General features: G+C 72.3%; 14 protein-coding genes. 7 read left to right on the forward strand and 7 right to left on the reverse strand.

From position 1 onward, the window contains the following. Positions 1–47 precede the first annotated feature (47 nt). Both OG413_RS31390 and OG413_RS31395 read right to left on the reverse strand, forming a co-directional pair. Positions 48–1,070, reverse strand: coding sequence for a LacI family DNA-binding transcriptional regulator (locus OG413_RS31390; RefSeq protein ID WP_266811515.1), 1,023 nt, complete (start codon positions 1,068–1,070; stop codon positions 48–50). An 86-nt stretch (positions 1,071–1,156) separates the two neighbouring features. Continuing rightward, complete coding sequence (locus tag OG413_RS31395) at positions 1,157–2,098, reverse strand: glycosyl hydrolase family 18 protein (RefSeq protein ID WP_266811517.1); 942 nt, start codon at positions 2,096–2,098, stop codon at positions 1,157–1,159. Positions 2,099–2,373: 275 nt separating this feature from the next. Between OG413_RS31395 and OG413_RS31400 the strand changes: the two genes are divergently transcribed. Then, positions 2,374–2,841, forward strand: coding sequence for a type II toxin-antitoxin system PemK/MazF family toxin (locus OG413_RS31400; RefSeq protein WP_266811519.1), 468 nt, complete (start codon positions 2,374–2,376; stop codon positions 2,839–2,841). Between the two features lie 102 nt (positions 2,842–2,943). Here OG413_RS31400 and OG413_RS31405 read toward each other — a convergent pair whose 3' ends face one another. Further along, the gene (locus OG413_RS31405) at positions 2,944–3,780 is read right to left on the reverse strand and encodes a TIGR02452 family protein (RefSeq protein WP_266811520.1); all 837 of its coding nucleotides are present in this window, start codon (positions 3,778–3,780) and stop codon (positions 2,944–2,946) included. A 147-nt stretch (positions 3,781–3,927) separates the two neighbouring features. Between OG413_RS31405 and egtA the strand changes: the two genes are divergently transcribed. Genes egtA through egtD form a run of 4 tightly spaced genes read left to right on the forward strand, consistent with a single transcriptional unit; the run spans position 3,928 to position 8,310 of the window. Further along, positions 3,928–5,265, forward strand: a complete 1,338-nt coding sequence (gene egtA, locus OG413_RS31410; RefSeq protein ID WP_266811522.1) for an ergothioneine biosynthesis glutamate--cysteine ligase EgtA — start codon at positions 3,928–3,930, stop codon at positions 5,263–5,265. Beyond that, positions 5,265–6,596 carry an ergothioneine biosynthesis protein EgtB gene (gene egtB / locus OG413_RS31415; RefSeq protein WP_266811523.1) on the forward strand — a complete coding sequence of 444 codons (1,332 nt, stop codon included), beginning with the start codon at positions 5,265–5,267 and terminating at the stop codon, positions 6,594–6,596. The genes egtA and egtB overlap by 1 nt, the downstream gene beginning before the upstream one ends. Continuing rightward, positions 6,596–7,351, forward strand: a complete 756-nt coding sequence (egtC, locus tag OG413_RS31420; protein WP_266811525.1) for an ergothioneine biosynthesis protein EgtC — start codon at positions 6,596–6,598, stop codon at positions 7,349–7,351. Before egtB ends, egtC begins: the two co-directional genes overlap by 1 nt. Next, the gene (egtD, locus tag OG413_RS31425; protein WP_266811527.1) at positions 7,348–8,310 is read left to right on the forward strand and encodes an L-histidine N(alpha)-methyltransferase; all 963 of its coding nucleotides are present in this window, start codon (positions 7,348–7,350) and stop codon (positions 8,308–8,310) included. The genes egtC and egtD overlap by 4 nt, the downstream gene beginning before the upstream one ends. Here egtD and OG413_RS31430 read toward each other — a convergent pair. The 3 genes from OG413_RS31430 to OG413_RS31440 all read right to left on the reverse strand — a co-directional run bounded on the left by OG413_RS31430 (position 8,253) and on the right by OG413_RS31440 (position 11,460). Further along, positions 8,253–9,176, reverse strand: a complete 924-nt coding sequence (locus OG413_RS31430) for a 1-acyl-sn-glycerol-3-phosphate acyltransferase (RefSeq protein ID WP_266811529.1) — start codon at positions 9,174–9,176, stop codon at positions 8,253–8,255. The two genes, egtD and OG413_RS31430, sit on opposite strands and share 58 nt — an antisense overlap. Beyond that, positions 9,173–10,042, reverse strand: a complete 870-nt coding sequence (locus OG413_RS31435; protein WP_266811531.1) for a GNAT family N-acetyltransferase — start codon at positions 10,040–10,042, stop codon at positions 9,173–9,175. Before OG413_RS31435 ends, OG413_RS31430 begins: the two co-directional genes overlap by 4 nt. 164 nt (positions 10,043–10,206) lie before the next feature. Next, positions 10,207–11,460, reverse strand: coding sequence for an extracellular solute-binding protein (locus tag OG413_RS31440; protein WP_266811533.1), 1,254 nt, complete (start codon positions 11,458–11,460; stop codon positions 10,207–10,209). Between the two features lie 204 nt (positions 11,461–11,664). On the opposite strand from OG413_RS31440, the gene OG413_RS31445 reads away from it, so the two are divergent. Beyond that, positions 11,665–11,871: a dodecin gene (locus OG413_RS31445; protein WP_266811535.1), complete on the forward strand. Its 207-nt coding sequence runs from the start codon at positions 11,665–11,667 to the stop codon at positions 11,869–11,871. Between the two features lie 9 nt (positions 11,872–11,880). Here the strand turns inward: OG413_RS31445 and OG413_RS31450 are convergent, their stop codons facing one another. After that, positions 11,881–12,369, reverse strand: coding sequence for a hypothetical protein (locus OG413_RS31450; RefSeq protein ID WP_266811537.1), 489 nt, complete (start codon positions 12,367–12,369; stop codon positions 11,881–11,883). A 56-nt stretch (positions 12,370–12,425) separates the two neighbouring features. Between OG413_RS31450 and OG413_RS31455 the strand changes: the two genes are divergently transcribed. Next, entirely contained in the window at positions 12,426–13,490 is a 1,065-nt protein-coding gene (locus OG413_RS31455) for an MsnO8 family LLM class oxidoreductase (RefSeq protein ID WP_266811539.1), read from the forward strand. Positions 13,491–13,506 lie beyond the last annotated feature (16 nt).

Below are 13,506 nucleotides of genomic sequence, written 5' to 3' on the forward strand. Positions count from 1 at the left end.
ACATCCGTCGTGTCCCGCGCATGTCGTCACGCCGCTCGGGGGTCCGGTCAGCTGGATTCGCGGGGGACGGCACGGGTGCGCAGCAGGTCGTGGCGTTCCGGTGCTCCGCCGGGGTGCTGCGTCAGCCGGTCGATCATCTCGGCCAGGGGCTGTTGTGTCGCCAGCTCCATCCGTACGGTGCTCAGTCTCGGCCGCAGCAGTCTGCCCAGCATCAGGTCGTCCGCGCCGATCACCGCTGTTTCGCGCGGCACCTCGACGCCCACGTCCTGAAGGGCTCTTGTCAGCAGCATCGCGTACTCGTCGTTGTAGGCGAAGACCGCGTCCAGGCCGAGTGTGCGCCAGCGGGCGGCGAGGCCCGCCGCCGACTCCTCCTCGTAGCGCAGCGGCAGCGGCTGGACGCGGGCGCCCGCCGGTTCCGCCGCGCGGAGTGCTCCGGCCAGGCGTGGTTCGGCGAACGGCGCTAGGCCCGGCTCCTGGGGCATGACCACGCCGATCCGGCGGCGGCCGCGCCCGAGCAGATGCCCGACGGCGCAACTGCCGACCTCCCGTTGGTCGATGACCAGCGCGTGCGCGCCGTCGACCGGTTCCGGGCCCAGGGTGACGACCGCCTTGGCTCCGGATCGGGTGAGCACGGCTATGCCGTGCGGGGTGAGGGCGACACCGGGGGGTGCGACGACGGCGACGGGCCGGAGTTCGGCCCAGGCCCTGGCGGCCTCGTCGGCGCCGAGGCCGACACTGCCGTACTGGACGACGGTGTAGTCGAGGCGGCGCAGGCCGGACTGGAGTTCCTGGAAGAAGTGGTGGTGCGCGGGTCCGGCCGGGACGTGTCCGGCGGGCAGCAGCACCATGCGGGTGTGTCCGGCACGCAGACTGCGGGCGGCCGCGTGGGGCACATAGCCGAGTCGGGTGGCGGCTTCTCTGACTCTGTGCCGGGTGGGTTCGCTGATCCGTACGGTGGCGTTGTTGTTCAGTACGTACGACACGGTGGCCCGGGAGACTCCGGCGAGTCGCGCCACATCGGCGCTGGTCGGAACGGAGGCTGCGGCGGGCTGTTTGGGTAACTGGCTCATGGCGTCGGGCAGTCTTCCAGACCGTCCGGGTCGGGGAACGGCCCGGGGCCCCGTACGGCGGAGTGGGGGCTGTACGTGGAGTGAACTCAGCCACGGGCCAGTACCGGCCACAGTTCCGGGTCCTCGAAGTTCAGGGCCCACAGCGCCGTGTTGCGTACGCCGTGGCGGCGCAGCACCGGCAGATGCGTGGCGACCCCGCGTGCGTCCTGGTACCAGACCTCGCGTCGCTCCGTGCCGTCCAGGTAGGTGAAGTACGGCGTTCCAGACACCTCGTCGAGCCGGTAGGGCGCGCCCTTCTCGCGGCGCAGCGCTTCGGCGTCCTTCCAGGTGACGTGCTTGGTGGCGGACTTGGCGCCGCTCGTGGACCAGTCCCAGCCGTAGGCGGGGAGCCCCATTTCCAGCTTGGCCGCCGGTACGAGGGCAGTGGCCCGGGTGAGGATGTCCTCGTACCAGCGGGTGTCGGCGATCGGTCCCGGTTCGCCGCTGGACCAGTGCAGGTTGTAGGCCATGATCCGCATGCGGTCGGCCACCTTGCCGATCGCCGCGTAGTCCCAGATGCGTCCGGTGGTGGCGGTCTTCGGGAAGACGGTGATCACGCACTTCTTGCGCAGGCTGTGGAGCCGGTCGCACAGTTCGGTGGCGAGCGCGGTGAAGCCGTCGCGGACCTTGGCGTACGTGGCGTCGCCGGTGGCGGCGATGGACTCGTAGTCGAGGTCGAGACCGTCGTAGTCGCGGCTGCGGACCGTGCGCATCAAGGCGTCGGCGTGCTCCGCGCGCCGGGTGGGGCTGGTGAGGATCGCCGCGAGGGCTCCGGACTTCATCGTCTCCATGACCGTGGGCACGACCTCGGCGCCCGCCCGGTGCAGTCCGTCGATGATGCGGCGCTCGCCCGCGCCGGGGTGTGCGTCGATGCGGCCCGCCGAAATGGCCTGGTACCAGAAGGGGCTGACGGTGTGCAGCTGATCGGCGTGGAGCAGGGCGTCCTGGTACGCGCCCTCCTGGTCCCAGTAGGGCAGCCAGGCCGACACGGTGCGGGGCGGGGTGGTCGCGCCGCCTCCCGCGGAACCGGAGTCTGACCCTACGGTTGAGGGTGAGGGTGTGCGTGTGGGGGGCGGTTCTCCTGATGACGATGGGGCTGACGCTCCGGCAGGCGCCGCCGGGAGCAGGGCCGCTGCCAGGAGCGCGGCGACGGTGGCGGTTCGGGACAGCTGGGCGAGGACTGCGAGGGCCATGAGGTCGACCTTGCGGCCTGTTCGGCGGACCCGCTCCACGGAATGGGCCGTCCAGGTCCTACGGTGATGCGATGACGTTCCACCACGGCACACACAGCACCGACAGCGCTTCCGACTTCCCCGGCCGCAACGGGCCGACCGCGACCTCGGAGGCCGACCCGCGCGACGCGGGACCGGTCCGTACCTCGTACGCGCCCGACCGTGACGGCGATCCCGATCCTGGCGAGATCGTCTGGACCTGGGTGCCGTTCGAGGAGAACGACGGGCGCGGCAAGGACCGGCCGGTACTCGTCGTGGCCCGCGAGCAGACGGGTACCCTGCTCGCCGTCCAGCTCTCCAGCAAGCAGCACGACCCGGACCGCGAATGGGTGGCGCTGGGGGCGGGCCCCTGGGACAGCTCGGGCCGGCCGTCCTGGGCCGATCTGGACCGGGTGCTGCGGATCCACGAGGACGGGATGCGACGGGAGGCGTGCGCGCTGGACCGGGACCGGTTCGATCTGGTCGCCGTGCGGCTGCGGGAACGGTACGGCTGGAACTGACCGTGACGGCGGCACCGGACCGCGCGGACCCGGAACCGGCCCCGGACCCGCCGCTGTACACCCCGGCCGTGACGGCGGCAGCGCACCGCGAAGTGGTCCGCCCTACACCTGGATCCGGTCGGCGAACATCCGGGTGAACGCGGCCCGGACCGCGGAGTCGGGGTCGCGGTCCAGGATGCCGAAGACGATCTGCTCGAAGTGGCCGCCGAACCGGCCGCCGTCGGCGAGCAGCGCGTGGAAGGCACCCGCCACCCGGGCCGGGTCGTTCTGGAAGACGCCGCAGCCCCAGGCCCCCAGCACCAGCCTGCGGTAGCCGCGTACGGCCGCCACCTCCAGCACCCGTTCGGCACGGCTCGCGAGCGCGGCCGGGACGCGGTGCGCCTCGTCCGGGGTCTGCCTGCGGATCACTCCGGCGTTGGGCGCGGGCGAGGTGAGGAAGCCGACGGTGTACGGGAGGTCGAGCAGCCGGCCCCGGTCGTCGCGGAAGACGGGCACGCCGGGCGAGTGGATCACCCGATCGGTGTAGAACGCGCTGCGTTCGGCTCGGTGGTGCGCGTAGTACTCGGGGGCGCGCAACAGGGTCGCGTGGAGCGCGGAGCCCCGGCACAGGGCCTCTTCCTGGGCCTGCGCGCCGTTGAGGTAGCCCCCGCCGGGATTGCGGGCCGAGGCGTAGCTGAGGACGGCGACCTTGCCCGCCGCCTCGCCGGTCATCCGGCGAGCCGCCCGGAGGCTGCTCTCGTCCGTCACCTCGATGGCGGCGACGCGGTCGGTGTCCAGTGCCGCGACGGGCACGGGCTCGGGGCCGTACAGCCGGGTGCCGGAGAGTGCGGCCGTCAGCGCGCGCTCGATGGAGACCTCGCGGCCCTCCGCCGTGCGGTACCGGCCCGCCTCGACGATGGCCTCGGTCTCGCGGGCGATGCCGCGCAGTCGTGCGCTCATGGGCGCGTCCCCGTGTGGTGCATACGGGGCATGTTCGACCCCGCGACGGCATGGACGCAACCATATTTTTGTCGGGCAGAGGCACTCTTGTGCGATCTCACGGGACGGGTTTGGGTGGTATCGATGTAACCGAAGAGGAGGCCCCGTATGCCCCCGGACAATCCCGGTGATCACGGCACGCGCCCGCCCGTCGCAGCCCCCCTCGGGGAAGGCGAGGCGGAGGATTTACTGCGCGGCATCTGCTTCAAGACAGGTCCGCCCCGCACCGTGGGCGTGGAGGTCGAATGGCTCATCCACGACCGTGAACGTCCCGACGTCGCGGTGTCCCCCGAGCGGCACGAGGCCGCCGTCGACGCGGTCCGCGCCCTGCCGCTGAGCGCCCCACTGACCTTCGAACCGGGTGGTCAGCTGGAGCTCAGCTCGCTTCCCGCGGACTCCCTGATGGCGTGCGTCGAGGCCACCGCCGCCGATCTGGCCGCCGTACGCGACAGCCTCGGGCGGCTCGGCCTCGCGCCGGTCGGTCTGGGCGTCGACCCGTGGCATCCACCGCGACGCAGGCTGCTGGAGCCGCGTTACGAGGCCATGGAGAGGGCGCTCGACCGCTCGGGCCCGTACGGCCGGGCCATGATGTGTACCTCCGCGTCCGTCCAGGTCTGTCTGGACGCCGGGGTGGAGGAGCCGGGGCCGCTCGGCTACGGACGGCGCTGGCAGCTGGCGCATCTGCTGGGTGCGGTCCTGGTGGCCGCGTTCGCCAACTCCCCCTACCAGCAAGGGCGCAGGACCGGCTGGCAGTCCACCCGGCAGGCCCTGTGGGCGCATCTCGATCCGGTACGTTCGCTGGCACCGCCCGGCCATCTCCCCCCGCGCGACGCCTGGGCCGCCCACGCGCTCGACACGACGGTGATGTGCATCCGCGGCGACGAAGGACCGTGGACCGTGCCGGACGGGCTCACCTTCCGGGAGTGGATCCGCGGCGGCGCGCCCCGGCCGCCGGTGCGCGCCGATCTCGACTACCACATCACCACCCTCTTCCCTCCGGTCCGCCCGCGCGGGCATCTCGAACTGCGCATGATCGACGCGCAGAGCGGACCGGACGGATGGCTGGTGCCGCTCGCCCTCACCACCGCCCTGTTCGACGACCCGGAGGCCGCCGAGACCGTGTACCGCACCGTCAAACCGCTGGCGGAGACGGCGGGCACACCTGCCGCACCCCGCAACCGGCTCTGGACGACCGCCGCCCGGGACGGCCTGGCCGACCCCGAACTGCGGGCGGCGGCCGCCACCTGCTTCGAGGTCGCGCTGGAGGCACTCCCCCGGATCGGCGCGAGCCAGGCCGTGCAGAACACCGTGGCGGACTTCAACGACCGGTTCGCCGCCCGGGGCCGATGTCCGGCCGACGATCTGCCCGACCCCACGGGGCCGGGCGCCGGGGCCGCATGGGCCGCGGGGACCACGAAGCCGCACACCGGAAGGGGAACCTCCTGATGACCGACGCGCATACCGGACCCGGCATCGACCCCGAGGCGCTGCGGCGTCGCGCCTTCGACGCGCTCCTCGCCGCCCGCGAACGCACCGCGCTGCTCACCGACAGCGTGGAGGACGACGAACTCACCGCCCAGCACTCCCCGCTGATGTCGCCGCTGGTCTGGGACCTGGCGCACATCGGCAACCAGGAGGAGCTGTGGCTGCTGCGCACCGTGGGCGGCCGGGAGGCGATGCGGCCGGAGATCGACGGGCTGTACGACGCCTTCGAGCACCCGCGCGCCGCCCGGCCCTCCCTGCCGCTCCTCGCGCCCGCCGAGGCACGCGCGTACGCGTCCGAGGTACGGGGCAGGGCCCTGGACCTGCTGGAGGGCGCCGCGCTGCACTCGGGCGGGCGCCCGCTGGAGCGGGCCGGGTTCGCCTTCGGCATGATCGCCCAGCACGAACAGCAGCACGACGAGACGATGCTCATCACCCATCAACTGCGCGCGGGACCGGCCGCGCTGACCGCGCCGGAACCGCCGCCCCCCACGGACACTCCGGCTCTGCCCGCCGAAGTCCTGGTCCCGGCGGGGCCGTTCACCATGGGGACATCCACTGAGCCGTGGGCCCTGGACAACGAACGGCCCGCACACCGGCGCGAGGTGGCCGCGTTCCTCCTCGACACGGCGCCGGTCACCTGCGGCGCGTACCAGCGGTTCATCGAGGACGGCGGCTACACCGACGCCCGCTGGTGGGCACCCGAGGGCTGGGCCATGGTGCGTGAACACGCGCTGTCCGCCCCGCTGTTCTGGCACCGGGACGCCGGTCAGTGGCTGCGCCGCCGGTTCGGGGTCACCGAGCCGGTGCCCGCCGACGAGCCGGTGCTGCACGTCAGCTGGTACGAGGCGGACGCTTACGCCCGCTGGGCGGGCAGGCGGCTGCCCACGGAGAGCGAGTGGGAGAAGGCGGCCCGCCACGATCCGGCGACCGGGCGTTCCCGGCGCTACCCGTGGGGCGACGAGGATCCCACCGCGGACCGGGCCAACCTGGGCCAGCGCCATCTGCGCCCCTCGGCGGCCGGCGCCTACGCGGCGGGCCGTTCGCCGTCCGGCGCGGGCCAGTTGATCGGTGATGTGTGGGAGTGGACGTCCAGCGACTTCCTCCCGTACCCGGGCTTCGCGGCCTTCCCGTACCGCGAGTACTCGGAAGTGTTCTTCGGCCCGGCCCACAAGGTCCTGCGCGGGGGCTCGTTCGCCGTGGACGCGGTCGCCTGCCGGGGCACGTTCCGCAATTGGGACCTGCCGGTACGGCGCCAGATCTTTTCCGGCTTCCGTACCGCGAAGGACGCGTGATGTGCCGTCATATCGCCTATCTGGGACCGGCGGTGACGCTCGGCGAGATCCTTCTCTCGCCCCCGCACTCGCTGGTGCGCCAGTCCTGGGAACCTCGGCGGCAGAAGTACGGCACGGTCAACGCGGACGGCTTCGGCGTGGGCTGGTACGCGGACGGCGACCCGGTGCCCGGCCGCTACCGGCGCCGCGGCCCGGTCTGGGGCGACGAGACCTTCGCCGATCTGGCCCGGGTGGTGCGCAGTACGGCGCTGCTCGCCGCGGTCCGTGACGCCACGGAGGCGGGCGCGGACGGGGAGGCCGCGGCCGCGCCGTTCGCCGCGGACCGGCTGCTGTTCAGCCACAACGGGGCGGTCAGGGGCTGGCCCGGATCGCTCGCGCCGCCGGCCGCCGCGCTGCCCCCCGCCGCCCTGCTGACGCTGGCCGCCCGCAGCGACTCCGCGCTGATCTGGGCGCTCGTGCGCCACCGGATCGCCATGGGCGACGCCGTGCCGCAGGCCGTCGCGGACACCGTGGGCGACATCGCTGCGGCGGCACCCGGCTCACGGCTGAATCTGCTGCTCACCGACGGCTCCACGATCGTGGGCACCGCGTGGGGCGACTCCCTCTGGTATCTCCGGGCACCGGGCCGCCGCACGGTGGTGGCCTCGGAGCCGTACGACGACGATTCCCGCTGGCAGGAGGTCCCCGACCGCACGCTGCTGGTCGCCACCTCCACCGACATCCTGCTGACCCCGCTCAAGGAGCCCACCGCGTGAGTCCTTTTCTGCTGACCCGCACCCTGCCGGTGGACGCGACGGACGCGGCGCTGCGCGCCGACGTGCTCAGCGGCCTGACCCGGCACCCGAAGACCCTGCCGCCCAAGTGGTTCTACGACGCGCACGGCAGTGAGCTGTTCGAGGAGATCACCCGGCTGCCCGAGTACTACCCGACGCGTGCCGAACGGGAGATCCTGCTGGCCCGCGCCCCCGAGATCGCCGCGCTCTCCAAGGCCAGGACCCTGATCGAGCTGGGTTCGGGCTCCTCCGAGAAGACCCGGCACCTGCTGGACGCGCTGAGCGACCTGCACAGCTACGTGCCGGTCGACGTCAGCGAGAGCGCGCTGACGGGGGCCGCCGAGTCGTTGCTCGCCGAACGGCCGGACCTCTCCGTGCACGCGCTGATCGCCGACTTCACCGGCGGCCTGGCGCTGCCGGGTACGCCGGGGCCGCGGCTGGTCGCCTTCCTGGGCGGCACGATCGGCAATCTGCTCCCGGAGGAGCGTGCCACCTTCCTGCACTCCGTACGGTCGCTGCTCTCCCCCGGCGACGCGCTGCTGCTCGGCACCGATCTGGTGAAGGAGGAGGGCACGCTCGTGGCCGCGTACGACGACGCGGCCGGGGTGACGGCGGCGTTCAACAAGAACGTGCTGAGCGTCGTCAACCGTGAGCTCGGCGCCGACTTCCCGCTGGACGCGTTCGACCATGTCGCGGTGTGGGACCCGCGCGCCGAGTGGATCGAGATGCGGCTGCGCGCCCGTCGGGCCCTCACGGTGAAGATCCCGGAGCTGAATCTGGTGGTCCCCTTCGAGACCGGTGAGGAACTGCGTACGGAGGTGTCGGCGAAGTTCCGCGAGGAGGGGGTGCGTGAGGAGCTGGCCGTCGCGGGGCTGCGGCTGGATCAGTGGTGGACGGACTCCGCGGGCCGGTTCGCGCTGTCGCTGGCCACGGCTGTCTGACCGGCGCCCAGGACAGCGGCGCGGGCCGCGCGCGCCAGTGCCCGCCTGCCGGGCTCACCGGCCGGGGTCACCGGCTCCAGGACCCGGATCTCGGCGGTGAGTCCGGCGGCCCGCACCACCCGCCACAGCGAGACGGCGAGCGGGTCGTCCCCGACGAACGCGACGGCCCCGGCGACGGCGCCCGTACCGCCCCCGGAGCCGTCGGCGACTCCCGCGCCCCCGGCGCTGTCGGCGGTGTCCCGGCGGCGGACGCGGTAGTCGATACGGACCGGTCGCACCCGTGCCCCGGCGTCGATCGCCGCCTGGAACACGGCGGGCGCGAACCGGCCGCCGGGGCCCCGGCCGCACCAGGTGCTGCCCTCGGGGAACGCGACCACCCGGTCGCCGGAGCGCAGCGCCCCGGCGACCGTCCGCACCGCGCCCGGCAGGGCGCGCAGCCCGTCACGGTCGATGAACAGCGTGCCGCCGAGCGCCGCGAGCGGGCCGAGCAGCGGCCAGTTCCGTATCTCCTTCTTGCCGAGCATCCGTCCGGGCAGTGCGGCGGCGACGAGCGGGATGTCGAGCCAGGAGACATGGTTGGCGACGACGAGCTCGCCCGCACCCGCCGTGTCCCGTCGCACCGGTCGGCCGCTGATGGTCACCCGTACACCGAAGGCGCGTACCACCGCGTACGCCCACCGGCGGATCAGCCGGTCGCGGTGCGCCGCGCCGAGCAGCAGTACGGCCGGGACGCACACCGCGCCGAGCAGGGTGAGCGCGCACCCGGTGAGCAGCAGGGCGGCGGCGGGCAGGGGGGCCCGTACCGCCCCGTGGTGCCCGGCGCATTCGCGTGGGGTGCACGGGGCGACGGGCAGCCAGACGCTCATCGCAGCGGGGCGAGGGAAAGGAAGTGGCGCAGGTAGCGCGGGTCGGTGCGGCGCAGCGACAGCAGGACGTAGAGGTCGGCGACGTTGAAGTCCGGGTCGTACGCCGGGGCTCCGCACACCCAGGCGCCGAGCCGCAGGTAGCCGCGCAGCAGGGGCGGCAGGTCGGCGCGGGCGCCACCGTCGCCCGCGGGGTGCCCGGAGGCGTCCCAGAGGCGGCGGGGGGTGACCCAGTACTCCTCGGGCGCCAGGTGCTTCGTGCGTACGGTGTCCCAGCTGCGGGCGGCCATGGCACCGCCGTCGGCGAGCGGTATGGAGCAGCAGCCGGCCAGCCAGGTGTGGCCGGAGCGCTCCATGTAGCGGGCGAGTCCGGCCCAGATGAGGGCGATGACGGCGCCGTCCCGGTGCGCGGGGTGGACGCAGGAGCGGCCGACCTCGACCAGGTCGTCCCGGATCGGCCCGAGCCGGGAGAGGTCGAACTCGCTGTCCGCGTAGAGGCGTCCGGCGATCCGGGCCCGTTCGGGCGGCAGCAGCCGGTAGGTGGCGATGACGTCGCCGGTGGCCGATTCCCGTACGAGCAGGTGGTCGCAGTACGTGTCGAAGGCGTCGCTGTCCAGGCCGGGCTCGGGACCGTCCAGCCGGGCGCCGAGCTCACCGGCGAACACCTGGTGCCGCAGGCGCTGTGCGGCGCGTACGTCGTCCTCGTCGACGGCGAGCGAGACCCGGTAGGCGGGCCCGGAGGAAACGGGCACGGAAGGAGCGGGCACGGAAGGAGCGAAGGCGGAGGGCGCGGGGGCAGGGGCGGAAGGAGCGGAACCGGTGGGCCGGTCCGGGATGGGGGCGAGCGGGGTGGTGGGCAGCACGGTCATGGCAGTCTCCGGGGACGGATCAGCAAGGGCGGCCGCCGGTCCGCCGCGGTGCGCGACGGCCCGACCCCTTACTTCTTCCGTGACCGACTGGATTTGACATGACCGCTACGGAGAGCGGGGATGTGCGACGGCTGAATCCCGGGCGCGATCCCTCCTCCCGCGGCTCAGCCGCCCGCGAGCAGCGCGGTGATGCGCTCCGCGGCCGCCTCGGCCTCCTCGGCCGGATCGCCGCCCTGGAGGACCGCCGTCATGTACGGCTTGATCGGGTTCTCGGCCTCGACGGCCGCCCACTGGGGCGAGTTGGGGGTGGCGCGGCCCCGGGTGGCTCCGACGGCCATCGCCGCGGTGCCCTCCTCGCCCTCGATGACATGGGCGAGGCTCGGCTTGTTGGGCACGTAACTCATCGTCCGGGCGAGTTCCGTCTGCCACTTCTCGCTCGCCAGCGCCTTGACGACGTCGATGCCCGCGCTGCGCTGGTCGGCGTTCTTCGGAACGATCAGGTCCGAGCCGCCGGTGAACACGGAGCCGGGATTCTTCGCGGTCTTCCCGGGGATGGGGAAGTAGCCGAGCTTTCCCTTGAGTTCGGGATTCTTCTGCTCGATGAGCGAGGCGGCCCCCGGCACCGAGATGATCTGCGCGACATTGCCCTCGGCGAAGACATCGGTCTGCGGGGGCTTCTCCTCGTCGGCGTCCAGGGGGCCGTCACCGAGCGCCTGGAGTTCCTTGTAGAACCGCATGCCCTTGAGCGCTTCGGGCGAGGCCAGGGCGCCCTCCCAGTCGCCGCCGTTCTCGTCGGCCAGCTCTCCGCCCTCGTCCCAGATGAACCCGGCCAGGACGTACCAGTTCTGGCCCGCGAGGTAGATGCCCTGATTCCCGTTGGTGTTGAGCCTCTCGCCCGCCTCGATCCACGCGTCGCGGGTCTTCGGCGGAGACTCGACGCCGGCCTGCTCGAAGATCTCCTTGTTGTAGATCACCACCCGGTTGGCCGCGTACCAGGGGATGCCGTACTGAACGCCGTTGATGCTGCCCGGCTGAGCGAGTCCGGGCAGCCAGTCGTCGCTGCCCAGGTCCCGCATCGATTCGAGGGTGAGATCACGCAGGCCGCCACTCTCCGCGTACTGCGCCACCTGGGTGTTGCCGACCTCGATGACGTCCGGGGCGTCGTCCCCCTTGAGCGCGGTGATGATCTTGGGACCGATGTCGCTCCACCCCTGGATCTTGAACTCCAGTTCGATGGAGGGGTGCTCCTCCTCGTACGACGCGGTGAACTTGTCCAGGAATCCCTGGGAAACACTGTCCTTCATCAGCCAGACCGTCACCGTGCGGCCACCGGAACCGGAGTCCGAGAAATAGCCGCACCCACCGAGCGCGACGGACGAAACGAGCGCGACGGCTCCGGCGAGTATGCGGTTCTTCACTAGGTCACCTTCTGCGAAACGGCACGACGGAATCAGAACCCGGTGTGGGGGACTGCGGCGGCATCGCTCGCACGGGCGTGTGGCTGGATTTTGGTATGGACCATTAATAAGGTCAAGGCCCGGACAGGGCCGGGCCGGTCGAACCCTCCCTCTCGCGCGGCAACTCGTATTGAGGCACCGTGGTCACAGGAGAGGAGACATACCATGCCTAATCACACCTATCGGGTGACCGAAATCGTAGGAACCTCCGAGGAGGGAATCGACGCGGCGATCCGGAACGGCGTCAGCAGGGCTTCGGAAACGTTGCACAATCTCGACTGGTTCGAGATCACCCAGGTGCGCGGGCATATCGAGGATGGCCGAATCGCCCACTACCAGGTCGCACTCAAGGTCGGTTTCCGGCTCGACTGAAACGCCTGATCACGTACGCCCCTCCCGCTCCTGCGCATCCTTCAGGGATGCGTGGGCCTGCGCCCAGTCGGCCCTCACCACGGTGAATCCGGCCACCTCGGCCGCATCGCAGACCAACTCGTCGTCATCGACGAAGACCCGCACCGCGCGCGCCCGGCCCAGCCGCTTCAGGATGTCCAGCTTGGTGCGGCGAGCCGGTCGCCTGTCGCCGTTGCGCCGCATGTGCAGGCCGCCCTCGGGCAGCCCCTGGCCGGCCAGCCAGTCCACGGTGTCCCGGCGGCAGCGTTCCGGCCGCCCGGTCAGATAGACGATCTCGCACTCCTCGGCGCTCGTCAGCGCCAGAGCCACCCCGTCCCGCAGCGGTGGATCGTCGACGGCGGCGGTGAAGAAGCTGTCCCAGTCCTTCGTCCGCCCTTCCAGGAAGTGCTGCCGGTGGGCAGTGTCGGCAAGTGTCCCGTCCAGGTCGAAAACGGCCAGTGGCCGCGCGTCGTCGCTCACGCCCCCAGCTTAGGGAGGCACGGGAATCCTGGCGGGCCGCAGACGTTGAACAGTGCGTGAGCTCTGTGATCGCGTCGACCCGCTTTTCCGTCCTGGACCGTTCCCGCACCCGTGAGGGTCACGACGGCCCGGAGGCCCTGCGCGAGACCGTGCGGCTGGCCCGGGAGGCGGAGTCGCTGGGCTATCACCGCTTCTGGGTCTCCGAGCACCACAGCGTGCCGGGGGTCGCGGGTTCGGCGCCGACCGTGCTGGCCGCCGCAGTGGCCGCCGCGACCTCCACCATCCGGGTCGGCACCGGCGGCGTGATGCTGCCCAATCACCAGCCCCTCGTCGTCGCCGAGCAGTTCGGGGTGCTCGCCTCGCTGTTCCCGGGGCGGATCGACATGGGCCTCGGCCGTTCCGTGGGGTTCACCGACGGCATCCGCAGAGCACTGGGCCGCGACAAGCGGGACGCCGAGGACTTCGCCGGTCAGCTCACCGAACTTCTCGGCTGGCTGGACGGCACCCAGCGGGCCCATCCGCAGGTGCACGCGCTGCCCGCGGAGGGACTGCGCGTTCCCCCGTACGTGCTCGCGACCGGCGAGGGCGCGGGGATCGCGGCGGCGTCCGGGCTGCCCCTGGTCGTCGGTGATCTGCGCGGCCGGGAAAAGCTGCTGCGGGCCGTCGAGGGCTACCGCCGGGACTTCCGGCCCTCCGCCTGGTCGACGGAGCCCTATGTGGTCGTCGCGGGCACGGTAGCGGTCGCCGGGACCGAAGAGGACGCACTCCGGCTCCTGATGCCGGAATCCTGGTCCCTGGCCTACTCCCGCACCCATGGCACCTTCCCTCCGCTGTCACCCGCCGAGCGCATCGAGACGCTCACGATGACGGCGAAGGAACGGAGCCTGTTCGAACAGGGGCTGCGCGGGCACATCCACGGCACCGGGGAGCAGGTGGCCGCGCAGCTCGACACGGCCATCGGGGAGACCGGCGCCGACGAGGTGCTGGTCACGACCAGCACCTACGACCGCCAGGGCCTGCTGGACTCCTTGACGCGACTGTCCCGGATCACGGGCCGGCCGGCCTCCCGCACGCCGCACCGGCCGCACACGGACGGCCCCGCTTCCGCCGTGCGCGCGTGACCCCGCCCCGTACGTC

Source organism: Streptomyces sp. NBC_01433 (assembly GCF_026340105.1).
Classification (GTDB): domain Bacteria; phylum Actinomycetota; class Actinomycetes; order Streptomycetales; family Streptomycetaceae; genus Streptomyces.